Source organism: Rhizobium sp. WYCCWR10014, from assembly GCF_001657485.1.
GTDB lineage: Bacteria > Pseudomonadota > Alphaproteobacteria > Rhizobiales > Rhizobiaceae > Rhizobium.
This window is the reverse complement of record NZ_LXFU01000029.1, coordinates 425412-451252: the sequence shown is the minus strand read 5'-3', so window position 1 is coordinate 451252 and position 25841 is coordinate 425412. Positions and strand designations below refer to the sequence as shown.

The following is a 25841-nucleotide window of genomic DNA, read 5'->3' as shown; positions in this document are numbered from 1 at the left end:
TGCTTGATAGGTTTTCTCTATCAAAGTTCTTCATCTTGCACGAGCACTCTCGCTTCATGCAGCAAGGCCGAGACAAGCGGCGTGAAGGGCTCGCGATAAGGCGCAACAAGGCCGACCAGATGATGCGCCTCCGGCTCGACGATCGGGATCATGCGGATTTCCACTGGAAATCCAAAGGATTTGGCGACGTTGCGCGGCATGATGCTCGCCCAGCGTCCGGTCCTGACATGCGAGAACAACACGATCATCGAATTGGATTCGAGCGTCGGATGCGCTGTGGCGCCTGCTTCCGTCAAGTGGCGGTTGATGATGCGGCGGTTCTGCATGTCGGCAGTCAATAGACAAAGCCGAAGATCGCCGATCTCCCGCCAGGTCACGTTGTCGCGATCGGATAGCGGGCTGCCTGCAGCCGTGATCAGATTATAGCGCTCGGCATAAAGGGGAACGGTCGTGACGCGGCCGAGCGGCTCGTTTTCGAGATAGGTGATGCCGGCATCGATTTCGAGGTTTTCGAGCATGCTCAGCACCTGCAGCGAATTCCGCGAGACGATCGAGAAGGTCACGCCGGGATGCCGCTCCTGAAAGGGCGTGGTGATGCGCGACAGCATGGCGAGGGCGGTCGGAATGGCGGCGAGGCGGATGTGGCCGGAAAGGCCGCGGCGCGCGGCGCGCATCTCCTCGCGCATGGTGCGGGCATCGCCGACGATGCGCCGGGCCCATTCGAGCACGCGCTGCCCCTCCGGCGTCAGCCCCTGGAACCGCGAACCGCGCTGCACCAGCATGACGCCGAGCTGATCCTCGAGTTGCCGGATGGCGGCCGAAAGCGTCGGCTGCGAGATCCCGCACTCCTCCGCGGCGCGGCCAAAATGCTTTTCATTGGCAAGGGCGATGAAGAATTCCAGCTTGTCGATCATCCGGTCTCCCGATCCGGCGTGACATCATCCGGGTCAGTTCATCTTTGACGCAGCAGCCGTGCTCCGCAAGGGCGATCTCTAGATCAGGATGATTTTAGGCCCGATCGGCCTAAAATCTGAATCCTGATCTAAATCAAAGAAATAGAGCATGATGTCGTCCGAAAACCGCGCACACTTTTCGGCATCATGCTCTAACTGTTTTCTGCAGCCGGAAAAAGATCGAACAGCGATTCGAGGAAGGCAAGCACGCTGACATTGCCGATGCTGTAATAGACCAGCCTGCCCTGACGGCGCGTATGGACCAGGCCTTCGAGCCTTAAACGCGCCAGCTGCTGCGAGACCATTGCCTGCTGTATGCCGAGGATATTTTCGATTTCACCCACCGTCCGCTCCTCGTTCGCAAGTATGCAGAGGATCAGAAGTCGGGTCGGGTGCGCTAGCGCTTTCAGCAGATCGCTCGCTTCATGGGCTTTTCCAGCGAGCTCGTGCAATTCCTGGCCGGACATCCCCGGCTCGGGTTTGGGCAACGGCATTCGATATCTCGGAAGGGAAGGCAATGTGCTAGATCAGCACAATAGCATATTCGCACAAGCGAATTGGTCAAAAGTGATGAAATGCCAAAAAAGGTCCAAACAAATCAGCAGATAAGCTGACCGCCATTGATCTCGATCACCTGTCCGGTGATGTAGCCCGAGAGGGCGGAAGCGGCCAGGAACAGGTAGGCGGGCGCACAATCCTCCGCCGTGCCGAGCCGCTGCAGGGGGATGGATTTTCTCGTCTGCTCCAGCTTTTCGCGGGAAGAATAGCGCTCATGGAAATCCGTCTCGATCGTTCCTGGCGACACGCAATTGACGCGGATTCCGTCCGGCGCAAGCTCACGGGCAAGCGCCTTGGAATAAGTCGCAACGAAGGCTTTCGAGGCCGAATAGATCGAGGAGCCGGGGCTGCCGCCGGTCAGCGCCGAAATCGAAACCGTGTTGACGATGGCAGCGCCACCAGCCGCCTTCAATGCCGGCAGCAGCGCCCGCGTCAGCGCCACCACCGACGTCTGATTGAGCCGCACGACCGCCTCATATTCTGCGTCGGTGAGCGTGGCAGCCGGAAAACGGCCAAGCATGGTGCCGGCATTGTTGACGAGCACATCGACCTTATCGAAGAAGGCGAGAGCATCCTCTGCAAATTGCGCTGCCCCACCGATTGCGGAGAAATCGGCATTAAGCAGCAGCGCCCGTCTTTCGGATTCAGCCGTCAACAGGAAATCCGGCAGGTCGCGTCCCGGCTTGCGCCCGGTATGGACGATCACCTTCGCGCCGCAGTCCAGGAACTGCCGGGCCACTTCGAGGCCGATGCCACGACCGGCGCCGGTTACGACGACATTGCGATTTTCGAACAGTCTGGGATGGAACACGAAGCCGTCCTCCTCGCGGACACTGCCGCCGGTTGCGTCATTCGCCCTTAACATATGAGCGTGCCGACTGAAAGGAAGGCGCGCATCGATCTTTCCGGGACAGACTGGTCTCTCCCCGGGAAGACGTCACCTTCCAAGGAAGACGCCTTCGGCCTCGAGAAGGCGCGCACCCGGCCCTTCCTTGCCGAGCCGGTCGCAGGGATTGCGCAACGGACAGCTTTCGATCGACAGGCAGCCGCAGCCAATGCAGCCGGTCAGACGGTCGCGCAGCAGGCTAAGCCGCCTGATTCGCGCGTCGAGATCATCCTTCCACAGCGCCGACAGCGTCTGCCAATCGGCGACGGTCGGCGTACGTCCCTGCGGCAGGGACTCGAACGCGGCTTGGATTTCCGAGAGCGGAATGCCGACACGTTGCGCCACCTTGATGATGCCGAGCCGGCGAAGCACATCGCGCCCATAGCGCCGTTGGTTGCCGCGGGAGCGAATGCTCGAGATCAGCCCCTTGGTCTCGTAAAAATGCAGCGCCGAGACGGCTAGGCCGCTGCGCTCCGCCACTTCGCCGACTGTCAGGAGCTTGCCGAGCGGCGCTGCCGGAATTGTATCCATCGCCTCTTGACCTCAATATTAGTTGAGGTTTTATAACCCTTGCTCCTGCAATCGTAAAGTCCAATCGCAACATGGAGCGACGCATGAAAACACCCACCAGACTGGCTGTCATCTACGGGAGCACGAGAGAGGGCCGCATCTGCGACCGGGTGGTCAAATGGCTGAGGCAGGAACTACTCCGCTTCGCGCAATTTGATATCGACATCACCGACCCATTGGATTTCGCGCTGCCGGCCAATCGTGACATGGCGCACCCCGAAATCGACAGGCTCGCCGGACGGCTTGGCATGGCCGACGCCTTCATCATCGTCACGCCGGAATACAATCACAGCTTCACCGCACCGTTGAAGTCGATCATCGATATCTTCTTCGAGCCCTGGCAGGGCAAGCCGGTCGCCTTCGTTTCCTATGGCGGCATATCCGGCGGCCTGCGCGCCGTCGAACAGCTGCGGCTGGTCTTTGCCGAACTCCACGCCGTCACCATCCGCGATTCGGTGAGCTTTGCCGCACCTTGGAACCGCTTCGACACGCAGGGAAGGCTCGACGATCCCGCCGACGCAATACGTTTGCTCGATCGGATGATGGCGAGGCTGGAATGGTGGACGCAGGCGCTCGTCACCGCCCGCAGCGATCGTCCCTATGCCGAAATAGAGCGCCGCGCGTCTTTTCAGACGCGCTAAAGACGCTCTATCACTTTGAATCGGCGCATAATCCTTTCCGAAAATCGATTCCGATTTTCGGGGTTATGCACTAGCCGCCTGAGCCAGAAAGCTCCGGTTCCGTTCCCGGCAGGTACGGAACCATTGGGAACACCCGGGCAGATCCTCCGCCCGGGTGTTTTCCGCCACATCCGCTTCTTTCCGACCGCACCGACGGGTTCGCAATTTTGCGGTTGCGGGGAGAAAACCCCGGTGATAGTTTCCGCGCAAATAACAGGGGAGCTCCGTATTGCCGGGGCTGAGATGTGAGGTGCAAACCTCTGGACCCTTCAAAGCTGATCTGGGTAATGCCAGCGGAGCGAGGTTCAGATGTTCTCAGGCGCACAAGTGTCACTCTATCCGATGTCCGACAATTTCGTCGGCATCATTCTCGATGCCGTCACGGCGCTCGACCCCTATCGCGACCGGCTGCGCATCGAGACCGATGACATCTCCACACTGCTGGTCGGCCCGCCTGACATTCTCTTCGCCGCCATGCGCGATCTTTTCGTCGCCGCCGCAAAGACCGGCGAGCATTGCGTGCTGTCCGCTGCCATTTCACGCGGCTGCCCCGGCGAGCCCGACGACGCCATCTGCGGCGTCAACCCTTTGCGCGGTCAGGCGGAGCCGCTTGCCGAGCGTGTAACAGCCGCGCTTGCCGCCGTTGAAACCACCGCCGAGACCGGACAGCCGACCGCTGCGCAATTCTCGCTCTACGTAATGGGAACCGGTACCCATATGGACGAGATCTATGGCTGCATCGACTTCCTGAAGCGCTCCGGCACCTTCGACCGCGCCAAGAATTTCTGCACCAGGCTCTCTGGAGACGCTGGCGCCGTCTTTGCTACCATTCGTGAGGCCTTCTATCGCTTCGGCGACCCTGTGGGACATGTGACCCTCGACATCACGGTGTCCGCCAATACAGCGCCGCGCGTCTTTTCAGACGCGCAAAGGACGCTGTAACACTTTAAATTGCTGCATCATTTTATCCTTAAATCGATTCCGATTTAAGGAATTATGCAGTGCCCGACGAAAGCCTGAAACGAACGCTGATGACACTGCCACAACGATCGGATTCGCGCCTTGCCGCGCTCCGCGCCGCTCTCTACCGGGGCATACCCGCCTTGTTCGCCGGCTGCGCCTTCTTGGCGGCATGGGAACTCTATGTCGATCTCTCCGGCATCAAGCCGTCCATCCTGCCGGCGCCGTCGCGTATCGTCGTCCAGGGCTGGCTGAACCGCGAGGCGCTGATATCAAACACCTGGCCGACGCTCGGCGCGACACTCGGAGGTTTCGCCCTGTCGCTGGCCTTCGCCTTCGCCGCATCGATCCTCATGGATTTTGTGCCCTTCATGCGCCGGGCATTGCTGCCGATCTTCATCGCCAGCCAGACCCTGCCGCTGGTGGCGATCGCTCCCCTCGTCGTGCTCTGGTTCGGCTTCGGCCTGTTGCCGAAGATCCTGCTGGTGGCGCTCGTCACCTTCTTCCCGCTGCTCGTCGCCTTGCTGCAGGGCTATGAATCGACCGACCGCGACATCGCCGAATTGCTGAATTCGATGAAGGCGAGCCGCTGGCGCATTTTCCGTCTGGCACGGCTTCCCTCCTCGCTTCCCTATTTCTTCGCCGGCCTGCGGATCTCGATCACCTATGCCGTCGTCGGCGCGATCTTTGCCGAGTATGCCGGTGCCGCCCGCGGCCTCGGCATCTATATCCTCAACGCCAAGAACAACTTCCGCCCCGATCTTGTGCTCGCCGCCGTCGTCGTCAGCGCCGTGCTGACACTCTGCCTCTTCGGGCTGACGCTGATGATCCAGCGCCTCGTCATGCCCTGGCAACAATCCGGGGAGCAGCGCCGATGAGCGATGCAATGGTTGAACTGCGCAACATCTCGAAGTCCTTCGACGGCATGAAGGTGCTGGACGATATTTCGCTGGCTGTCGAAAGCGGCGAGTTCGTTTCGATCGTCGGCCCGTCCGGCTCCGGAAAATCGACGGTACTGAGATTGCTGACACAGGCGCTTCGGCCCGATTCCGGCACCATGCTCTTCAAGGGCGCGCCGCTGGAAGAGGCGCCGCATTCCTTCGCATTCATGCCGCAACGCGATGCGCTGATGCCCTGGCGCCGGATCATCGACAATGCGGCACTCGGCCTGGAGGTGCGCGGCATGAGCCGCCGCGCGGCACGTGCCGCCGTCGCGCCTCTGTTCGAGCGCTTTGGCCTCGCAGGCTTCGAGCATCACTATCCCTCCGAACTGTCAGGCGGCATGCGCCAGCGCGCCGCGCTGCTGCGCACCGTCGTCCAGACCCAGGACATGCTGCTGCTCGACGAGCCTTTCGGCGCGCTGGACGCGCTGACGCGCACGCAGATCCAGGAATGGCTGCAGGGCATGTGGACCGAACACCGCTGGACGGCGCTGCTGATCACCCATGATGTTCGCGAGGCCGTGTTCCTCTCCGACCGGATCTACGTGCTTTCGGCCCGTCCGGCGCGTATCATCCGCGAATTCCGCGTTCTCCTGCCCCGTCCGAGAAGCATTGCCGATCTCGGCTCGCCGGCGGCCCAGGCGATCGAAACCGAAATCCTGCAAACCCTGCTTCATCCGCTAGAACAGGATGATTTTAGGCCGGTCGGCCTCAAACCTGAATCCTGTTCTGATTTAAAGAGTTAGAGCATGATGTCGCCCGAAAATCGCTCACGCTTTTCGGCATCATGCTCCAGAGACCTGAGGAGGTCACCATGCTGCTTCTCACCCGTCGCCAGACGATCTTCGCCGCCATCGCGGCAAGCCTCGCCGGTCGCTCCGCCTTCGCCCAATCGGCGCCCGCAAAGGTTCGCATCGCGCTCGACTGGACGCCCAACACCAACCATATCGGCATCTATGTCGCCAAGGCGAAGGGCTTTTATGCCGATGCTGGGCTCGATGTCGAGATTCTTCCCTTCACCGATACCAGCGCCGGAACGCTGGTGTCGAACGGCGTTGCCGATTTCGGCATCAGCAGCGAGATCGAGACCCTCACGCAACGCGCTGGCGGCGGTGACGTGAAGATGGTCTACGGCGTCGTCCAGACGGAAACCGCACGGCTGATCTTCAAGGGCGGACGCGACGACATCAAGAGCCCGAAAGACCTCGACGGCAAGACCTATGGCGGCTTTGGCGGCACCTGGGAGAGTGCGCTGATCTCCGCGATGATCCGCAATGATGGCGGCAAGGGCGACGTCAAGACCGTCACCCTCGGCACCTCCGCTTACGAGGCGCTGGACAATGGCTCGATCGATTTCACGCTGGAGATCTACACCTGGGAAGGCATCGCCGCCGAACTGGAAAACCGGAAAATCGGCCGCTTCCACTATTCCGATTACGGCATTCCCGACGAGCAGACGACGGTCATCGTCTCCAGCGACGCCTATCTCTCGGCAAGTCGGGAACACGCCCGCGCCTTCATCCAGGCGACACGAAAGGGTTATGCCTACTCCGTCGACCATCCCGACGAAGCCTGCGACCTGCTGATCTCTGGAAGCAACGGCGCACTGATGAATACGGAACTGGTAAAGGCTTCTCAGAAGGCATTGATCGAGGGGCACTTCCTGAAATCCGAAGCCGGTGTGATCGGTAAGCTCGACCCGGCAAAGGCCGAGGCCCTCGGCGGCTTCCTGATGGAGAATGGCATTCTCGTCGATGCGAATGGCGCCGCACTCAAGGAGAAGCCGGACTTTTCCACCTATTATACCAACGAACTTCTCGACTGAGACCAACGCCTGCCTTGCCCGTCGCGGCTTTCCGCTGCAAAGTCCCAGACCCGGAGCACGATGTCGTCCGAAAACCGCTCACACTTTTCGGGCATCATCCTCTGGGCAAGGCGGGAGGCAGGATGCGACAACAGGAGAGACTGGCCGGAGCGGACTTTCTGCGCGCGACGGCCTGTCTGCTGGTGCTCGCCCACCACTTCGCGCTGCGGCTGGATATGCGCAGAATCCCAGACGAACTCGGATCGACCGCAAACATCCTCCGCTTCGGCAATTTCGGCGTTGCCATCTTCTTCGTCCTCAGTGGCTTTCTTCTTGCCCATCCGTTCTGGCGCGCGCTCGACACGGGCAGCGACATGCCGGGCCTCCGGCATTATACGATCCGCAGGATGGCGCGCATCGCTCCGGGCTTCTGGTTCGCCGCCACCATCGGCTTCGCCCTCAGCCTGACGCTGCTTGCCCTGCCGCTGACGCCTGAACTTGTGCTCCGCTACGTCTCGGGACTGCTGTTCATGAGCCAGTGGCATTGGCGCACCTTCTTTCCTGTCGAAGCCGACGGGCCGCTCTGGTCCATTCCCTTCGAGGTCACCAGCTATGTGCTCCTGCCCGTCTGCTTTCTCCTGCTGTTTCGTTTGCCGTTCCTCAAGCAGCGCCCGTTGCTTGCCCGTTTCGCCTGGCTTTGCGTCATCACGGGCGTACTCCTCGCCCATGTGCTGATCCTGACCCTCTTTCCGCTCGACGACATCGAACGCGGCTGGCAGTACGGCCTTCAGGGCGGGGCGAAGGAATGGATGCCGAGATATAACCCGATCGGCTTCTTCGCCGTCTTCGCGCTCGGCGCGCTTGCCGCCGGCGTCGAGGTCATGCTGCCAAGAAGGCGCTCTTCCTGGTTCGATGCCACAGCGCTCCTCGCCCTCGCCGTTGCCGCCTACCGCCTCGTCATATCGCCCGGCGGCTCCGCCGAGGGTTACGGCTGGCTCGAAATCCCCTATGGCTTTCCGGTCTTTCCACTGGCGGTCGCAACGGCGCTCGTTTTGCTGAGCCATTCGCAACGCCTGGGCGGGTTGCTCGACAACGCTCCTGTCCGCTATATCGCAAAGATCTCCTTCGGCATCTATATTTGGCAGGAGATCATCCTGATATTGATCCAGAGGCTCGACCCGGGTTCGTTCGGCGTGTCCTCGGAAAATGTCGTCACCGGCTGGCTGCTGTCTTGCGGATTGGCGGCGGCGCTTATCCTTCTGGTCGCGAGCCTCAGCTACTTCCTGCTGGAAAAACCGGCGATCGATTTCGGCAACCGGCTGACATCTCGCCAATCCAATCGGGCTACTCCTTTCAAAGTATAAATTTCCCTAGAGCGCAACTACAGGCGTTAAGGTTAACGCCGAATACTCCCATTTTTGGCATCTTTAGGGTTACTAAATTCCTATTTATACCGATGACAAACGATACGTGACCATGTATTTGTCTCCATGTTGTTCAGTATCGCATCTAAACTTGTGGACCTTGCGTAATGAATGCTTTTACTTCGAAGACGAATCCACGCTTCGATCCGTCTCAGCGTCAGGACAAAACCAAGACCCTGGTTATAGCGAACTCCAACATTCGCCAGCCGGATAGCTTTTCACTTGTCGAAAGAAAAATGGCTGTGCGGCTGGGCGTGAAGCGGTTGATCGACATCGTCGCCTCAGTCAGCGCGCTCATCGCGCTCGCGCCGCTTTTTCTGGCAATCGCTCTTTTCATCAAACTCGACGATGGCGGTCCGGTGTTTTTCCGCCAGATCCGCTGGGGGCTGAACGGCCGGAAGATCACGGTCTTCAAGTTCCGGTCGATGCGCGCCGAAGCTTGCGATCCCAGCGGCATTCAACAGACCGTCAAGGGCGACAGCCGGGTGACAGGCATCGGCTCGGTGCTCCGCAAGACCAATATCGACGAGCTGCCGCAGCTTTTCAACGTTCTCATGGGTGAGATGTCATTGGTCGGCCCGCGCTGCCACGCCATCAATATGCGGGCAGCCGGCCAGCTCTACGAGGAACTGGTGCCGGACTACCACTACCGCCACATCATGCGCCCCGGCATCACCGGCCTTGCGCAGACGCGCGGCTGGCGCGGCCCGACGGCACGGCCGCTGGCAGCTCGCGCCCGCATCGCCTGCGATATCTATTATGTCAGGAATTTCAGCCTGCTGCTCGACCTGAAGATCCTGTTCAAGACGGTCGTCATCGAGCTGCGCGGCGGCACCGGCTTCTGAGACGATCCCGGCAAAGCCGCCTACGGCCGCTTCTTCATTTCAAGCGACCGGTGGCGCGGTCTTTAGATCATGTCGCGCAAAACTGTGCAGCGGTTTTGAAAAAAACCATATCGTAGAAACAAAGACTTAAAGCGCGAGGCGCGAATCTGAAAAGATCGTGAAGCGCTTTCCGAAAAGCGTTTCCGATTTCGGGCCGATGCGCCATCGCCCGACAGACAGAACAGACACAAAAAAGGCGGCTGTTGCAGCCGCCTTTCATCCGTCGCAGTCGATTGCGATCAGTCTTGTTGAACGACGCCGCGCAGGTGCGTCAGTTCCATGATGAAGTGTTCGAGCTTCGACTTGTGCTCGTGCAGCTCGGCATGTTCGAGTTCCTTGCGGGCGGCCTCGATACGACGGGTCAGCTCATCCTTGTGGAGTTCCTCGACCGGAACCGCGGATTCGGCGAGCAATGTGCAGCCGGTCGGCAGGATATCGGCAAAACCGCCGAATACCACGTAGTCCTGCTTCTTGCCGGAGGCCGAACGCACGCTCACGACACCCGGCTTGATCGTCGTCATCGTCGGCGCATGGTTTGCCATGACCGTCATCTCGCCTTCAGTCGCAGGGATGACGACCTCGGTCACCATCTCCGACAGCAGCAGACGCTCCGGCGAAACGAGCTCAAAGTTGAAATTGTCAGCCATCAGTGACTTACCTTCTCGGCTATGGCTTTCGCATCTTGCAATTTAGTCCCGCAGAACGGGCAGTGCATTATCGCTTGGTCGAGATAACCGAGGCCTTCCTCGCTCTGGACCAGACCCACCACCATCATCAGCACGCCATTATCGGCGCGATAGACGGTCGGCGCTGCTGGTTCCGGAAGATCCGCCACGACCCCTTTCAAGGAGTCGCAGCAGAATATCTCGTCTAGCGCATCGCTCATTAAGCAGCTGCGAGCTTCTTGGCCTTTTCGACCGCTTCTTCCATCGAGCCAACCATGTAGAAGGCTGCTTCCGGCAGATGATCGTATTCGCCGTTGACCAGGCCCTTGAAGCCCTTGATCGTGTCTTCGAGAGCAACCAGCTTGCCCGGCGAGCCGGTGAAGACTTCGGCGACGAAGAACGGCTGCGACAGGAAACGCTCGATCTTGCGGGCACGGGCGACAGCAATCTTGTCCTCTTCGGACAGTTCGTCCATGCCAAGGATCGCGATGATGTCCTGCAGGGCCTTGTAGCGCTGCAGCGTCGACTGGACCTTACGGGCGACGTCGTAATGCTCTTCACCGACGACCATCGGATCGAGCATGCGCGACGTGGAGTCGAGCGGATCGACGGCCGGGTAGATGCCCTTTTCAGCGATCGAGCGCGACAGAACCGTCGTTGCGTCAAGGTGAGCAAACGAGGTCGCCGGCGCCGGGTCGGTCAAGTCGTCGGCCGGAACGTAGATGGCCTGAACCGAGGTGATCGAGCCGGTCGTCGTCGTGGTGATGCGCTCCTGCATCTGGCCCATGTCGGTCGCGAGCGTCGGCTGATAACCGACGGCCGACGGGATGCGGCCGAGCAGAGCCGACACTTCGGAACCTGCCTGCGTGAAGCGGAAGATGTTGTCGACGAAGAACAGAACGTCCTGGCCCTGGTCGCGGAAGTGTTCGGCGACCGTCAGGCCGGTCAGGGCGACGCGGGCGCGGGCGCCCGGCGGTTCGTTCATCTGACCGTAAACAAGTGCCGCCTTCGAGCCTTCGCCGCCGCCATGCTTGTTGACGTTCGATTCGATCATTTCGTGGTAGAGGTCGTTGCCTTCGCGGGTGCGTTCACCGACGCCTGCGAAAACCGAGTAACCACCATGCGCCTTGGCGACGTTGTTGATCAGTTCCATGATCAGAACGGTCTTGCCGACGCCGGCGCCGCCGAAGAGGCCGATCTTGCCGCCGCGTGCATAGGGAGCCAGAAGATCGACGACCTTGATGCCGGTGACGAGGATCTGCGATTCCGTCGACTGCTCGACATAAGACGGCGCATCCTGGTGGATGGCGCGCTTGTGAGCGGTGACCAGCGGACCGGCTTCGTCGACCGGCTCGCCGATGACGTTCATGATACGGCCGAGCGTCTCGTTGCCGACCGGAACCATGATCGGAGCGCCGGTATCGGCGACTTCCTGGCCGCGGACGAGACCTTCGCTCGAGTCCATCGCGATGGTACGGACGACGTTTTCGCCAAGGTGCTGCGCAACTTCGAGAACCAGGCGGTTGCCGTTGTTGGTGGTTTCCAGCGCGTTCAGGATCTTCGGCAGTTCGCCTTCGAAAGCAACGTCGACGACGGCGCCGATAACCTGGGTGACTCTGCCGACAGAGCCGATCTTGGGGGTAGCTGCCTCAGCCATTTTCTGACCCTCTTTTCCTAGCCTCAGAGCGCTTCCGCGCCCGAAATGATTTCAATGAGTTCCTTGGTGATCTGCGCCTGACGCTGGCGGTTGTAGCTCAGCGTCAGCTTGTTGATCATCTCACCGGCATTACGCGTCGCATTGTCCATAGCGCTCATCTTGGCGCCCATCTCGCCTGCGACGTTCTCAAGGAGCGCGCGGAAGATCTGGACGGAGATGTTGCGCGGGATCAGATCTTCGAGGATCGATGCCGGATCCGGCTCGTATTCGTAGACGGCGCCTGCATGTGCGGCATCTTCGGTCTGCACAGCTCCCGTTGAAGCCGGGATGAGCTGCTGCGCCGTCGGAATCTGGCTGATCACCGACTTGAACTCGGAATAGAACAGCGTGCAGACGTCGAACTCGCCGGCAGCATACATCTCGATAATGCGCTTGCCGATCTGGTCCGCATTCTCGAAGCCGACGCGCTTGACGTCGCGCAATTCCTTGCGCTCGATGATGAGCGAGGCGAATTCGCGGCGAAGGATGTCATGACCCTTCTTGCCGACGGTGAAGATTTTCACCGTCTTGCCTTCGGCAAGCAGCTTGCGGACATGTTCGCGTGCAAAGCGTGCGATCTGCGAGTTGAAACCACCGCAAAGACCACGTTCGGCCGTGCAGACCACCAGCAGATGGACCTTGTCCTGGCCCGTGCCGGTCATCAGCGTCGGTGCACCGTCGGCATCGGTGACGGCTTTGGCGATGTTCGCCAGAACCGCACCCATGCGCTGCGAATAAGGCCTGGCGGCCTCGGCCGCCTCCTGCGCACGCCGAAGCTTCGCCGCGGCGACCATTTTCATCGCCTTGGTGATCTTCTGCGTCGCCTTGACGGAGGCGATCCGGTTTTTCAGATCCTTAAGTGAAGGCATCCGTGATCCGTCCTAACTTAGGGCCTGATTACGAGAAAGACTTTGCGAAGCTATCGAGAGCAGCGGTGAGCTTGCCCTTGGTATCGTCGCTGATTGCCTTTTCCGTGCGGATCGCGTCGAGGATGGCGGAGCCTTCCGAACGCAGATATGAGAGGAAGCCCTGCTCGAACTTGCCGACCGAAGCGACCGGCAGCTTGTCGAGATAGCCGTTGACGCCTGCAAAGATCACGGCGACCTGCTCTTCCGTCTTCAGCGGCGAGAACTGCGGCTGCTTCAGGAGTTCGGTCAGGCGTGCACCGCGGTTCAGCAGGCGCTGCGTCGCAGCGTCGAGGTCCGAACCGAACTGGGCGAAGGCGGCCATTTCGCGATACTGGGCGAGTTCGCCCTTGATCGAGCCGGCAACCTGCTTCATCGCCTTGATCTGTGCCGACGAGCCGACGCGGGAAACCGACAGACCGACGTTCACGGCCGGGCGGATACCCTGGTAGAACAGGTCGGTTTCAAGGAAGATCTGGCCGTCGGTGATCGAGATGACGTTGGTCGGAATGAAGGCCGACACGTCGTTGCCCTGCGTTTCGATGACCGGCAGAGCGGTCAGCGAACCGGCGCCCTTATCGTCGTTCATCTTCGCAGCGCGCTCGAGCAGGCGCGAGTGCAGGTAGAAAACGTCGCCCGGATAGGCTTCGCGGCCCGGCGGGCGGCGCAGCAGCAGCGACATCTGGCGGTAGGACACGGCCTGCTTGGACAGGTCGTCGTAACCGATCAGCGCATGCATGCCGTTGTCACGGAAATATTCGCCCATGGCGCAACCGGCAAACGGTGCCAGGAACTGCATCGGTGCCGGATCGGAAGCGGTGGCGGCAACGATGATCGAATACTTCAGCGCGCCGCGCTCTTCGAGCACCTTGACGAACTGGGCAACGGTCGAACGCTTCTGGCCGACGGCAACGTAGACGCAGTAGAGCTTTTCGCCTTCCGGACCGTTGTCGTGAATGGCCTTCTGGTTGAGGAAGGCATCGAGAAGGATCGCGGTCTTGCCGGTCTGGCGGTCACCGATGACCAGCTCGCGCTGGCCGCGGCCGACCGGGATCAGCGCGTCGATGGCCTTGAGGCCGGTCGACATCGGCTCATGAACCGACTTGCGCGGAATGATGCCGGGAGCCTTGACGTCGACGCGCGAACGGCGCGTCGCGTTGATCGGGCCTTTGCCATCGATCGGATTGCCGAGCGCGTCGACGACGCGGCCAAGCAGTTCCGGACCAACAGGAACGTCAACGATGGCGCCGGTCCGCTTGACGGTGTCGCCTTCCTTGATGTCGCGGTCGGAGCCGAAGATGACGACGCCGACATTGTCGGATTCGAGGTTCAGCGCCATGCCGCGGATGCCGCCCGGGAACTCGACCATCTCACCGGCCTGGACATTGTCCAGACCATAGACACGAGCGATACCGTCACCGACGGAGAGAACCTGGCCGACTTCCGAGACTTCTGCCTCTTTGCCGAAATTTTTAATCTGGTCTTTGAGAATTGCGGAAATTTCCGCGGCGCGGATATCCATCAGCCAACCTCTTTCAATGCGAGCTTAAGGGTAGAGAGTTTGGTACGAAGAGACGTATCAATCTGGCGGGACCCGACCTTCACGATCAGACCACCAAGAATTGACGGATCAACCGTGACGGCAATCGTCACGTCTTTGCCGGTAACGCTCTTGAGTGCCACCTTCAATTCGGTTTCCTGCGCTTGCGAAAGCGCATGCGCCGAGGTGACCTCGGCGGAGATTTCACCGCGATGGTTCGCGGCGATGATGCGGAAGGCCTTGATCATGCCCGGCAGGGCGAACAGGCGGCGGTTGCGCGCCACGACCTTCAGGAAATTGGCGAAGAAACCGCTGATGCCGGCCTTCTCGCTGATGGCGACGATCGCCTTCAGCTGGTCTTCAGCGGAAAAAACCGGGCTTGCGACGAAGCGCTTCAGATCGGCGCTCTCATCCAGCATCGCCTGGAAATGGTCAAGATCGGCGGTGACGCTGTCGACGGCGCCCTGCTCGAGCGCCAGTTCGAAAAGCGACGAGGCATAGCGTTCTGCAACACCAGAAGTAAGCTGGGACGTGTCTGCCACTGGCACAAATTTCCCTGATTTCAACCCAAAATCCGGCTCTCGGCGGGCGCCGAACCTATGATCTTGAATTCGTTTTGATTTCCCCCAGAAATCACAAGAGAAGCCTCTTGCTTCTTCCGAAATTCGGGGTCCGTCTAACATAGGATGTTCGGACTCGCAACACGCGTAATGCCCGAATACGCCTTTCCCATGAATTTCTGTCTGCAAAATCGCGCAATGGCCTGAAAGCAGGCCGAAGAAGCCGTCTGCCGGCAGCAAGAGTCACGTCTGGGTGAAGCCGAAAACGTAGAGCAGCGGTAGCGCAGCCAAAGCGATCTGCACAACCAGGAGTAAATAGTTGACGAGATTACTCCCCTTATCGGACAGGATCGAGATGACGCGGGCAAAGGCAGCCATCGCGAAGGAGGCGCCGAGCGCCATATAGATCCAGTCCTGAGCGAGCATGATCGCCGACAGCCCGAAGCCGAGATAGAAACCGCCCATCGAGCGTCCCTCGCCGAAGCCTTCCGGCCGCCCCTCCTGCGCCTGCAGTCCGAGAAGACGGAAAGTGTGGCCCGGCGCGAACATCATGATGAAGCCGGCAAGCGCCGTGAAAGCGGCGGAGCAAAAGGCAAGCTGCTCGCCAAGCTCGGTCGGAAAGTAAAACTCCATGCGTCAGCCCCAAATCACCCGGATGAATCAGTGTTTTATGGCATGGGCCGAAAAGGGAGGGAATGGCGCGCCATTTGATTTAGAGAAAACTCTGCGGATCGATATCCAGCTGCACCTGCACCGATCCGCGCTCCTTGGGTGATTGCGACAGCATCGCCCGCAGGAACCCCTGCATGTCCGAGTTCCGCCTCCCGTGGACCAAAAGACGGAAGCGGTGGCGGCCGCGCACCAGCGCGAGCGGCGCTTCGGCCGGGCCGAGCACCGAGATGCCCGACACCTGCGGTGCGGCGTTGCGCATGCCGCGCGCATGGTTTTCAGCATCATGGCGGGTTTCGGCAGAAACGATGATCGAGGCGAGCCTGCCGAAGGGCGGCAATAGGGCGCGTTCGCGTTCGGTGATCTCGCGCTCGTAGAAAGCATCCGAATCGCCGGAGACAATCGCCTGCATGACAGGATGCTGCGGCTGGTAGGTCTGCAGCAGCCCATGGCTCTTGAGGCCGGTGCGCCCGGCCCGGCCGGTCACCTGAGACAAAAGCTGGAAGGTGCGCTCGGCGGCGCGCGGGTCGCCATTGGCAAGGCCGAGATCGGCATCGACGATGCCGACCAGCGTCATCATCGGAAAATTATGGCCCTTGGCGACGAGCTGGGTGCCGATGACGATATCGGCCTCGCCCTTGGCGATCGCTTCCAGCTCCAGCCGCAGCCGCTTCACCCCGCCCATGATATCCGAGGAAAGAACGATCGTCCGCGCCTCCGGGAAATGCCGTTCCACTTCCTCGGCGATGCGCTCGACGCCTGGCCCGCAGGCGACGAGATGGTCGAGCGTGCCGCATTCCGGGCAGGCCTCCGGCGTGCGCTCGGCATGGCCGCATTGATGGCATTGCAGCTGCTTGCGGAAACGATGCTCCACCAGCCAGCTCGAACATTGCGGGCATTGGAACCGGTGGCCGCAGACCCGGCAGAGCGTCAGCGGCGCATAACCGCGCCGGTTGAGAAAGAGCAGCGCCTGTTCGCGCTTTTCCACCGTCTTGCCGATCGCCCGGATCAGCACCGGCGACAGGAACCCGCCGCGCTCCGGCGCGTGCCTGCGCATATCGACCAGATGCAGGTCCGGCATCGCCGCATCGCCGAAACGCGTCGGCAGGTGAACGGTGCTGTAGCGTCCGCTCTGGCCGTTGACCTGGCTTTCGACCGACGGCGTCGCCGACACCAGGATGACGGGGAAATCGCCGATGCGGCCGCGCACGACGGCCATATCGCGAGCATTGTAGAAGACGCGATCCTCTTGCTTGTAGGCGGGATCATGTTCCTCGTCGACAATGATCAGGCCGAGATCCTCGAAGGGCAGGAAGAGCGCCGAGCGAGCGCCCGCCACCACCCGCACTTCGCCGGTCACCGCCTGGCGCCAGACCTTCTCGCGCATGCGCGGCGCAAGATCGGAATGCCATTCGGCCGGCTTTGCCCCGAAGCGATCCTGGAAGCGCTCCATGAAACTGGCCGTCAGCGCGATCTCCGGCAGCAGGATCAGCACCTGCTTGCCACGTTTCAGCGTCTCGGCAATCGCCTCGAAATAGACCTCGGTCTTGCCGGAGCCGGTCACCCCGTCGATCAGCGACACCGAAAATTCGCCCTTGCGGGCGTCGGCAACGATATCTTCGGCCGCCTGCTTCTGCGGCCCTTCGAGACGTGCTGCGGCAAAATCCGGATCCGGCATCGCAACGACCGGCGGCGGCGGCAGGAATATTGCCTCAAAAATGCCGAGCGTGATCAGCCCGTCGACGACACTCGTCGAGACACCCGCCGCATGGGCAAGGCCGCTGCGTGTCCAGGAAAAGCCGTCGGAGGCCGTATCGAGCACTCGGGCGCGCGCCGGCGTCATCCGCTCCGGTTCGCCGCCGACGAGCTTCAACCCTTCCACCATCGGTTCCGGCTCGAAGGCGTTCGGCGCCCGCAGCGCCATGCGCGCGACGAGGCCGGGCGGCGAGAGCGTATAGGTCGCCACCCAATCGATGAAGTCCCGCATCTCCCTGGCAAGCGGCGGGCAGTCGAAGACATGGCTGATCGGCCGAAGCTTCTTCGGATCGACGCCGTCCTCGCCGCCGTCCCAAACGACGCCGATCACCTGCCGCGGCCCGAGCGGCACCTGCACGACCGAGCCGGGCTCGACCGCCATGCCATCCGGCACCGAATAGGAATAGGGTTTGGGCGCCGGCATCGGCACCAGCACCGGAACCGTTCGGTTCGCGGGCGGTGCCTCGAAAAGCGCGCCAAAGAGATCGGACGAATCTGTGCTCATCGCGCGAGACCATGCCCGCAAATCGATGGAATTGGAACCGCAAAGACGGGGCGACGCGTTCCGGGTCGTCGCCGCGATTTAATGAGTGTAGGTCAGAAATTGCGCTTCACCTGGCAAGGCGGTCGCCACTGCCGGAAGTGGCTTCATTTGTCTCGGCATTGCGCTGCCGCAGGCGCAGGATCGCCGACGCCTCGCGAGGATCGGGCGGCAGGACAGCGTTCTTCAACGCGATCGAATAGGCGTGTTTCGGATTTTCCAGCACGTCCCTGGCATCGCCGCTCTCCACCACGACGCCCTTGCGCATAATCACGACGCGGTCGGAAATGTAATAGGCGGTTGCAAGATCATGGGTGATGTAGACGATCGAGACGTTGAGAGCGTCACGCAGATCCCGGAAGAGATTGACGATCGACATGCGAAGCGATGCGTCGACCATCGAGACCGGCTCGTCCGCCACGATCAGCTTCGGCTCGGGTATCAGCGCACGGGCGACCGCAATACGCTGCAATTGCCCGCCTGAAAGCTCGTGCGAGAAGCGGCCTTTTATCTCCGCCATCGACAGGCCGACGCGTTGGAGGGCAACGTCGGCAAGCGCCTCTTTCTCGGCGCGGCTCTTCGCGCCCTTGAAGCGATGGGCGGTGGCCAGCAGATACTCGTCGATCCGCGTCAGCGGATTGAAAGCTTCGAACGGATTTTGAAAGACCGGCTGGACCTTGGCCATGAAAGCCTCGCGATCCCTGCGGGAACGCACCGCCTTCACATCCGTACCGTCGAAATGAATGCTGCCCCGATCGGCCTTTTCGCTGCCGAGGATCATCTTCGCCAGCGTCGATTTTCCGGAGCCGGATTCGCCGACGATCGTGAATATCTCGGGCTTGTCGGCGCTGAGCGCGAAGCTGACATCGTCGACCGCCTTCATCTTTTCGCGCGAGAAGAAACCGCCGATCGGAAAAAGCTTGGTCACATGGTCGAGTTCGAGGAGATTGCTGCTCATTGGATCTGGTACTCCCCGGCACGGAAGCATGCGACTCGCCCTCCCGTGGCGCTCGGCAGCATGGCCGGCACTTCACGTGCGCATTTGTCGATTGCGATCGGACAGCGTGGATGGAAACGGCATCCCGAAGGCGGATCCGAAAGTGCCGGCGGCTTGCCTCTGAGGCTCTTTCGCGTCGAGACGTCGCCAATGCGCGGCAGGCTGCCGATCAGGTGGACGGTGTAGGGATGCTGGGGATTGTCGAAGATCGCCTGCGTCGGCCCCTCCTCCGCCAGCCGTCCCGCATACATGATGGCCAGCCGGTCGGTGATGGCAGCATGCACCGACATGTCGTGGGTCACGAAGATGACCGAGGACTGCAGGCGGGCCTGCACTTCCTTGATCAGCGCCAGAACGTCCTGCTGCACGAGCACGTCGAGCGCCGTCGTCGGCTCGTCGGCGATGATGAATTCCGGCTCACAGACAGTGGCGAGAGCAATGGTCAGGCGCTGGCGCATGCCGCCCGAAAGCTGATGCGGAAAGGCCTCGAGCACATGCGGATCGAGATGCAGCCTGGCAAGATGCGCCTCGACGCGCGCGCGGAAGGCGGCGGGATCGAGGTTCATATGGCGGGAGGCGAAATCGGTGAAGGCGTGTTTCACCCTTCTGACCGGGTTTAGCACGTTCATCGAGCCCTGCATGATGTAGGAAAGGTGACGCCAGCGTGCCGCCTTCATCTTCGCCGGTTCACCATAGACATCGATCGGCCCGTCGGCAAAATTGAATTTCACCGTTCCGCCGACGACGCGCATCGGCGGGCGGATGGCGCCGGCAAGCGTCTTGATCAGCGATGTCTTGCCGCTCGAGGATTCGCCGGCAATGCCGTAGATCTCGTTCTTGCGGATGGTCAGGCTGATATCGTCGACTGCGCGGATCTCCCGCCGCACACCGAAATAGTCGTTGACGTAGTAGCATTTCAGCTCGTCGATCGTCAGTGCGTCCAAGGTGTTTTCGGCAAGGGTCAAAGGCTGCGTCCTCATCAGGTTCTGCATCTCCTCAAGCTCCCATGCGGGCGAGCCGCGAGCGCGGGTCGATATATTCGTTCACAGACATGGCAAGCATGAACAGGCCGAGGAACAGGATGACGACGAAGAGCATCGGAAAGGCGACCCACCACCATATGCCCGATACCATCGCGGAATGCGCATTGGCCCAGTAGATCATGCCACCGATCGTCGGCCGGTTGATGTCGGAAAATCCGAGCACCGAGAGTGTCACCTCGAGACCGATCGCCCAGATCATGTTGTTCATCGTCGTGAAGAAGACGATCGGCATGACATAGGGCAGATGTTCGCGGATGAGGATCTGCGGTGTGCGCATGCCCGAAAAAACCGCGTGCCGCGTGAATTCCCGCTGACGGAGAGACAGGGCGACGGAACGGATCAGGCGGCTGTCGTGCGTCCATCCGAGCAGCGCTGCGGTGATCGCCAGCATGAACCACGTCATCTGGTCGCGAAGCACGAAGACCAGAAGCAGCAGGATCGGAATGTTCGGCAGTGCGCCGAGCGTATCGTTGACCGCCATGATGATCTGGTCGGTCCGCCCACCGATATAGCCGGAGATCAGCCCGACGGCGATGGCGATGATGCGGCTGACAAAGGCGACGATGATGCCGAAGAACAGCGTATTGCGCATCGAGGCGGCGATCTGCCAGAAAACCTCCTGGCCGCGCGAGGTGGTGCCGAGCCAAAATTCGGCCGAAGGAGGCATGTCGGGCGCAACGACATAGATGGCATTCTCGTCATAGGGCGAGAAGAACGACGCCACGATCAACGCCAGGATGATAGCGATCAGGATGGTTCCGACCAGGAACTCCTTGTTGTAGCGCAGCAGGTCTCTGAGGACTTTGAACATCACGGATTACCCCAGTTTCACGCGTGGATCGATCAGCGGATAGATGATGTCGATCACGAAGACCGCAGCGGCAACCGCGATGATGGCGATGGTGGTGACGCCGAGCACGAGGCTGTAATCGCCGGAATAGATGCCGGAGATCAGAAGCTTGCCGATCCCGGGATAATTGAAGACGAACTCGACGATGACGGCGCCGCCGAAGACGTTGCCGAGACTGAGTGCCAGGCCGGTGACCTGCGGCAGCATGGCGTTGCGCGCCACATATTGCGAAAAGATGCTGCGCGAGCGCACGCCGCCAAGTTCGGCATAGACGACGTGGTCGTCGGTCACGATGTTCGAAACCAGCGAGCGCATCGAGATGAACCAGCCGCCGATGCCGACGAGCACGAGGGTCAGGGCCGGCAGGATGCCGTGTTCGATCACCGAGCTGATGAAGGCCCAGTTGAAGGCCGGCGCGAGATTGACCTGCGCACCGTCGCTGATCGGCAGGATCGGCCAGATGAAACCGAAAAGGATCACCAGGCTGAGACCGATGATGTAGGTCGGGATCGGCTGCAGCGCCATGATGACGATGCCGGCGACCTTCAGCAGCTTGCTGCTGCGGAAATAGCCGGCAAGCGCGCCGAGAAAATTGCCAATGATCCAGGAAATGATCGTTGCGAGCGTCAGAAGCCCGACGGTCCAGGGCAGTGCACGGCCGATAACGGTCATCACCGGGGTCGGGAAAGAGGAAAGCGACGGGCCGAAATCGCCGGTCAGGACACGGCCCCAGAAGGTGAAATACTGCTCCAGCAGCGGGCCGCCGGTGCCGTAGAGCTCGCGCAGCGATTCGCGGAGGATTTCGACGGCCTGCGGATCAGTGGAGCCGAAGCTCGTCAACAGCGACACGGTCTGCTCGATCGGATCGACCGGCGAAAAATGCGCGATCAGGAAGGCCAGCGTGATGCCGGTGAAGACCACGAAGAGAAATTGCAGAAAGCGTTTTGCCGCATAGATCAGAAAGCCGTTCATGACATCGACCCTTCAATAGCAGAACGGAAACAGCCGGCGGCCGGCTGTTTCCTTTGTTGTGCCTCGATCAAGGCTTCGGCGCATCCGGATTGGCCTTCAGCCCGACCACCATGTAGCGAATGTTCGACCAGTTCGGAGCCGAGGCCGAATAGGGATTGTCAGCGCTCGGATAGTTGGTCCAGTAGGTGGTATCGAGCGGTGCGAACTTGTTGTAGGCCATCAGCGGGATCATCGGCATTTCCTCGACCGCAAGCTTCAGGAAGTCCTGGCCGAGCTTGGCGACATCGGGCGAATCGAAGGCGATCGACCGATTGCGCTCGATGATCTGGTCGAGACGCGGATCCTGCCAGCGCTGCAGATTGCGCGGCGGCTGGATCTGCCCGACCGGCTTGATGAACTCGGAATGATAGCTGTCGAGGAAGAAGGAGAGGTCGGGATGACCGCCCCAGGTCTCGATGCTCCAGTAGATCGCTGCCTCGAAGTCGCCGGTGCTGAGGCGTTGGCCATTGGTCGGTCCGGCGACATCGACCTTGGTTGCGATGCCGGCTTGCGTCCATTGCTGGGCAATCACCGTGCCGGCGCGAGCAAGCGTCGGGATGGCATCGCCTTCTACCTGCAGGCGGATCGCAAAGGGCGTGCCGTCAGGCTTCATCCACTGGCGGCCGCTCTTCTTGAAGCCTGCCTTCTGCAGCAGCTCGGTCGCAGCCTCAACGTCCTTCTTCCACCAGCCGAAGCCGAATGTGCGCTGTAGTTTGGCCGGATCGGTCGGGATCTGATCGGCCCATTGACCGCGCACCATATTGGCGATCTGCGCCGAGATGTTTGGATCGTAGGGCTTGATCTTGCGGGATCCAGTGTCGAGCTCGAAATTCGTCAGCCAGTCCTGCATCGGTGCGTAATAATCATCCGGGGCGGAACCCGTCGGCGGCGTGGCAAGGGCTGCGATATTGGCCGCACCGCGGTAGGAGCCGAGCGCCACTTCGCGGATATCGATCAGCAGTGCGAGCGCCCAGCGAACGTCCTTGTTGTCGAAGGGCGCCTTCTTCGTATTGAAGAGAACGGAAGGCAGCGTCGGGTCCGGATGTGCGAAAGGAAAGCCCTTTAGCCAGGAGGCCGTGCTCTTGCTGTCGCGCATGATCGAGAACATGCCCTCGGGGGCCATGTCGTTGATGACGTCGAGATTGTGGTTGCGCTGTTCGATGACGCGAGCTTCCGGATTGCCGGCCGCACGATAGACGACGTATTTGACCTCAGGCGGCTGTGCCGCAGCCAGGCCGATCGACGTGCGCTGCCAGTCGTCGCGCAGCTTCCAGATCGTCCAGTTGCCGCCCTTGTCGTAGCTCTGCAGCTGGTAGGGCCCGAGCGAAACCGGCGGGTTGTTGTTGAAGGACAGCGGATCCGCGGCCTTCTCGAAAACGTGCTTCGGCATGATCCAGGCGGCATTCCAGCGCACGGTGAACAGCGTGTGGAAGCGCGAGTTCGGTTTCTTCAGATGGAAGACGACCGTCTGCGGATCCGGATTTTCCATGCTCGCGACATTGACGGTGAATGGCGCGCTCCAGGCCATGCCCGGATGATCGATCTGCGTCTGCACGGTATAGACCACGTCGTCGCTGGTGAATTCGACGCCGTCGCTCCAGAAGATGCCCTTGCGCAGTTTCACCGTCATCTCTGTGAAATCGGCGTTGTAGCTCGGCGGTTCGCTGGCCAGCGCATTCTGCCAGGCATCCTTGCCGCCCTCGGGATTGATGAACCACAGCGTATCGGTGGTCAGCTGCTGCAGGCCGTTGAGATTTGCCGCCGCCCCGCCGCCCGGAGCCCAGACGTTGAACCAGTCGGCATTCTGCTGCGGCGTGCCCTGGATGATCAGCGTTTCGTTGCGCGGTATGCCGGCAATGAAATCCTGCGCAATTGCCGGAAGGGCCATGAGCGACAATAAGGCAATGGCTGCATATTTACGGAACTTCATCGGATGTTCCTCCTCCTCAACTCGCCACGGCGAGCGCTTCCCGTAATCAATTGACGATAGCGTCCAGCGAACCCCTGCCTGCACGTGCCGCAGGGACACATGCACTCCTCGGCGGCGGGCGAACTCACGCCATAGTTATCGACAATTTTTTGAGAAACGGCAACTGATAATTTTGCAGCCTATAGAAAATAGCGCATTTTCAGGCATTTTTGACGCAGGGTAGCGATGTGCTTTTTTATATTATTGACAAAGTGAGCGTTTGGCTTAGCTTTTGCGGCGAGCGCGGCGCCCTCCCAAGTGGCCGTACTTCATCACCAGAGAGGTCAGCTGCTTTCGGGAGGAAGCTTTGGCATGACCGTTCAAGAGGACACCAGGATGAGCAGCCCCTATGACGTGACAATCTCCGTTCACGCCAACCGGCCAACCGGCAAATACGAACCTTTGTGGAACTGGTTCGGATACGACGAGCCGAACTACACCTACTCCCCCCACGGCAGAAAGCTGCTCAAGGAACTGACAGAGCTCAGCCCTGAGCCGCCCCGCATCCGCGCGCACAATCTTCTGACCAGCGGCGATGGCCTGCCTGCCCTCAAATGGGGTTCGACCAATGCCTATACCGAGGATGCGAACGGCAATCCGGTCTACGACTGGACAATCATCGACAAGATCTTCGACACCTATGTCGAAGCTGGCAACATTCCGCTGATTCAAATCGGCTTCACGCCCGAAGCGCTCTCCGATTTCGACGGTCCTTATCGCCATCAATGGGAGCCGGCCGACAAATACGCAACGATCACCACCGGCTGGACGGCCCCGCCGACGGACCTGAAGAAATGGGGCGACCTGATCGAAGCATGGGCGCGCCACCTTGCCGAAAGATATGGCGAGGACGTCGTTTCAAGCTGGCCGTGGGAAGTGTGGAACGAACCGGACGGCCACTACTGGACCGGCACCATCCCACAATTTTGCGAAATGTATGACGTCAGCGCCAAGGCCTTGAAACGCGCGCTTCCGAACGCCCGCGTTGGCGGCCCGCACACCTGCGGCGCCTTTGCCAACGAAAAAGCCCAGACATTCCTGCGCGCCTTCCTAAAGCATGTCGTCGAGAACAAGTCGCCGATCGATTTCCTCGCCTTCCACGCCAAGGGCAATCCGGTGATCTACGAGGGTCACGTCCGGATGGGCCTGCACAAGCAGCTCCGCGACATCGAGACGAACCTTGCCATCATCAATGAGTTTCCGGAGCTCCGGCACCTGCCCGTGGTGATTGGCGAATCCGATCCGGAAGGCTGTGCAGCCTGCTCTGCTCGTGTTCATCCCCAGAACGGCTATCGCAACGGCCCGCTCTACGGCGTCTATGTCGTCGAGAGCATGATCCGCACCTATGAGCTTGCAAGACGCGCCAACATCCACATCGAAGGCGCGGTCACCTGGGCCTTCCTGTTCGACGACCAGCCCTATTTCGACGGCTTCCGCGATCTTGCCACCAACGGCGTCGACAAGGCTGTTCTCAACGGCTTCCGCATGCTCGGCAAACTCGGCGGCGAATGGCTGGAATCGGAAAGCGATTATCGCCGCGACATCGAAGATATCATGAGCCATGGCGTTCGCGGCAAGCCCGATGTCAACGTCGTGGCAACCCGCGACGACAAGGGCGTTTCCATTCTCGTCTGGCACTACCACGACGATGATGAAGCCGGGCCGTCCGCCGATATCACGGTCAATCTCGACGGCTGGGGCGACAAGTCCGCCTCGCTCAGGCATTTCAGGATGGACGAGCAGCGTTCCAACGCCTTCGGCGTCTGGAAAGCGATGGGCAAGCCGCAGAATCCAGCCGGCGAAGACTATGCCAGACTGGAAGCCTCGGGAAAACTCGCCGAGATCGACGGCCAGGCACCGGTCAAGGTCGATGACGGCAAGATCGGGCTCAAAGTCTCCCTACCGCGTCAGGGCGTGTCTCTCCTGCGCCTCGATTGGTGAGCCGGTAGGCGAAGGGAGCGCAATCGAAATTTTGCGCTC

At 60.7% G+C, this 25841-nt stretch carries 25 protein-coding genes and 1 riboswitch; of the genes, 8 read left to right on the top strand and 17 right to left on the bottom strand.

Annotation, left to right across the window (positions count from 1 at the left end; translation table 11 throughout):
* Window positions 1-20: 20 nt before the first annotated feature.
* From A6U98_RS10810 to soxR, 4 genes are all read right to left on the bottom strand, one after another.
* Window positions 21-914, bottom strand: a complete 894-nt coding sequence (locus A6U98_RS10810; protein ID WP_003543441.1) for a LysR family transcriptional regulator — start codon at window positions 912-914, stop codon at window positions 21-23.
* A 191-nt stretch (window positions 915-1105) separates the two neighbouring features.
* A complete protein-coding gene (locus A6U98_RS10805) occupies window positions 1106-1447 on the bottom strand; it encodes a metalloregulator ArsR/SmtB family transcription factor (protein ID WP_064649761.1) in 342 nt (113 codons plus the stop codon).
* A gap of 104 nt (window positions 1448-1551) precedes the next feature.
* Window positions 1552-2322 carry an SDR family oxidoreductase gene (locus A6U98_RS10800; protein ID WP_064649784.1) on the bottom strand — a complete coding sequence of 257 codons (771 nt, stop codon included), beginning with the start codon at window positions 2320-2322 and terminating at the stop codon, window positions 1552-1554.
* A 126-nt stretch (window positions 2323-2448) separates the two neighbouring features.
* Window positions 2449-2928: a redox-sensitive transcriptional activator SoxR gene (gene soxR / locus A6U98_RS10795; RefSeq protein WP_064649760.1), complete on the bottom strand. Its 480-nt coding sequence runs from the start codon at window positions 2926-2928 to the stop codon at window positions 2449-2451.
* A gap of 83 nt (window positions 2929-3011) precedes the next feature.
* Here soxR and A6U98_RS10790 point away from each other — a divergent pair, with 83 nt between their 5' ends.
* From A6U98_RS10790 to A6U98_RS10760, 7 genes are all read left to right on the top strand, one after another.
* On the top strand, window positions 3012-3608 hold the full coding sequence (locus A6U98_RS10790; RefSeq protein ID WP_064649759.1) for an NAD(P)H-dependent oxidoreductase: 597 nt from the start codon (window positions 3012-3014) through the stop codon (window positions 3606-3608).
* Window positions 3609-3852: 244 nt separating this feature from the next.
* Window positions 3853-3966, top strand: a riboswitch (TPP riboswitch).
* Window positions 3957-4589: a YkoF family thiamine/hydroxymethylpyrimidine-binding protein gene (locus tag A6U98_RS10785; RefSeq protein WP_064649758.1), complete on the top strand. Its 633-nt coding sequence runs from the start codon at window positions 3957-3959 to the stop codon at window positions 4587-4589. (Overlaps the previous riboswitch by 10 nt.)
* 89 nt (window positions 4590-4678) lie before the next feature.
* A complete protein-coding gene (locus A6U98_RS10780; RefSeq protein WP_064649783.1) occupies window positions 4679-5485 on the top strand; it encodes an ABC transporter permease in 807 nt (268 codons plus the stop codon).
* On the top strand, window positions 5482-6294 hold the full coding sequence (locus tag A6U98_RS10775) for an ABC transporter ATP-binding protein (RefSeq protein ID WP_064649757.1): 813 nt from the start codon (window positions 5482-5484) through the stop codon (window positions 6292-6294). Before A6U98_RS10780 ends, A6U98_RS10775 begins: the two co-directional genes overlap by 4 nt.
* 68 nt (window positions 6295-6362) lie before the next feature.
* Window positions 6363-7373 carry an ABC transporter substrate-binding protein gene (locus A6U98_RS10770; RefSeq protein WP_029871002.1) on the top strand — a complete coding sequence of 337 codons (1011 nt, stop codon included), beginning with the start codon at window positions 6363-6365 and terminating at the stop codon, window positions 7371-7373.
* 122 nt (window positions 7374-7495) lie between these two features.
* Window positions 7496-8716, top strand: coding sequence for an acyltransferase (locus tag A6U98_RS10765; RefSeq protein ID WP_064649756.1), 1221 nt, complete (start codon window positions 7496-7498; stop codon window positions 8714-8716).
* 167 nt (window positions 8717-8883) lie between these two features.
* Window positions 8884-9621, top strand: coding sequence for a sugar transferase (locus tag A6U98_RS10760; protein WP_064649755.1), 738 nt, complete (start codon window positions 8884-8886; stop codon window positions 9619-9621).
* A gap of 278 nt (window positions 9622-9899) precedes the next feature.
* On the opposite strand, the gene A6U98_RS10755 is transcribed toward A6U98_RS10760, so the two are convergent.
* From A6U98_RS10755 to A6U98_RS10695, 13 genes are all read right to left on the bottom strand, one after another.
* Complete coding sequence (locus A6U98_RS10755) at window positions 9900-10307, bottom strand: F0F1 ATP synthase subunit epsilon (protein ID WP_012759246.1); 408 nt, start codon at window positions 10305-10307, stop codon at window positions 9900-9902.
* On the bottom strand, window positions 10307-10546 hold the full coding sequence (locus A6U98_RS10750; RefSeq protein ID WP_003543462.1) for a hypothetical protein: 240 nt from the start codon (window positions 10544-10546) through the stop codon (window positions 10307-10309). The genes A6U98_RS10755 and A6U98_RS10750 overlap by 1 nt, the downstream gene beginning before the upstream one ends.
* Window positions 10546-11982: a F0F1 ATP synthase subunit beta gene (gene atpD / locus A6U98_RS10745; protein ID WP_017966276.1), complete on the bottom strand. Its 1437-nt coding sequence runs from the start codon at window positions 11980-11982 to the stop codon at window positions 10546-10548. Before atpD ends, A6U98_RS10750 begins: the two co-directional genes overlap by 1 nt.
* 23 nt (window positions 11983-12005) lie before the next feature.
* A complete protein-coding gene (locus A6U98_RS10740; RefSeq protein ID WP_025396266.1) occupies window positions 12006-12890 on the bottom strand; it encodes a F0F1 ATP synthase subunit gamma in 885 nt (294 codons plus the stop codon).
* A 28-nt stretch (window positions 12891-12918) separates the two neighbouring features.
* Window positions 12919-14448 carry a F0F1 ATP synthase subunit alpha gene (atpA, locus tag A6U98_RS10735; protein WP_003589851.1) on the bottom strand — a complete coding sequence of 510 codons (1530 nt, stop codon included), beginning with the start codon at window positions 14446-14448 and terminating at the stop codon, window positions 12919-12921.
* On the bottom strand, window positions 14448-15014 hold the full coding sequence (locus tag A6U98_RS10730) for a F0F1 ATP synthase subunit delta (protein ID WP_012759251.1): 567 nt from the start codon (window positions 15012-15014) through the stop codon (window positions 14448-14450). The genes atpA and A6U98_RS10730 overlap by 1 nt, the downstream gene beginning before the upstream one ends.
* A gap of 255 nt (window positions 15015-15269) precedes the next feature.
* On the bottom strand, window positions 15270-15659 hold the full coding sequence (locus A6U98_RS10725) for a hypothetical protein (RefSeq protein ID WP_012759252.1): 390 nt from the start codon (window positions 15657-15659) through the stop codon (window positions 15270-15272).
* Between the two features lie 79 nt (window positions 15660-15738).
* Window positions 15739-17955: a primosomal protein N' gene (locus A6U98_RS10720; protein ID WP_064649754.1), complete on the bottom strand. Its 2217-nt coding sequence runs from the start codon at window positions 17953-17955 to the stop codon at window positions 15739-15741.
* Between the two features lie 106 nt (window positions 17956-18061).
* Window positions 18062-18949: an ABC transporter ATP-binding protein gene (locus tag A6U98_RS10715; protein WP_064649753.1), complete on the bottom strand. Its 888-nt coding sequence runs from the start codon at window positions 18947-18949 to the stop codon at window positions 18062-18064.
* Window positions 18946-19980 (bottom strand): ABC transporter ATP-binding protein, encoded by a 1035-nt coding sequence (locus A6U98_RS10710; RefSeq protein ID WP_082933868.1) that lies wholly within the window; start codon window positions 19978-19980, stop codon window positions 18946-18948. The genes A6U98_RS10715 and A6U98_RS10710 overlap by 4 nt, the downstream gene beginning before the upstream one ends.
* A 4-nt stretch (window positions 19981-19984) precedes the next feature.
* Entirely contained in the window at window positions 19985-20842 is an 858-nt protein-coding gene (locus A6U98_RS10705; RefSeq protein ID WP_064649752.1) for an ABC transporter permease, read from the bottom strand.
* A 6-nt stretch (window positions 20843-20848) separates the two neighbouring features.
* Entirely contained in the window at window positions 20849-21853 is a 1005-nt protein-coding gene (locus tag A6U98_RS10700) for an ABC transporter permease (RefSeq protein WP_003543481.1), read from the bottom strand.
* 67 nt (window positions 21854-21920) lie between these two features.
* Window positions 21921-23822 carry an ABC transporter substrate-binding protein gene (locus A6U98_RS10695; RefSeq protein ID WP_064649751.1) on the bottom strand — a complete coding sequence of 634 codons (1902 nt, stop codon included), beginning with the start codon at window positions 23820-23822 and terminating at the stop codon, window positions 21921-21923.
* Window positions 23823-24173: 351 nt separating this feature from the next.
* On the opposite strand from A6U98_RS10695, the gene A6U98_RS10690 reads away from it, so the two are divergent.
* The gene (locus A6U98_RS10690; protein ID WP_064649750.1) at window positions 24174-25802 is read left to right on the top strand and encodes a beta-xylosidase; all 1629 of its coding nucleotides are present in this window, start codon (window positions 24174-24176) and stop codon (window positions 25800-25802) included.
* The last annotated feature ends 39 nt before the right edge of the window (window positions 25803-25841 follow it).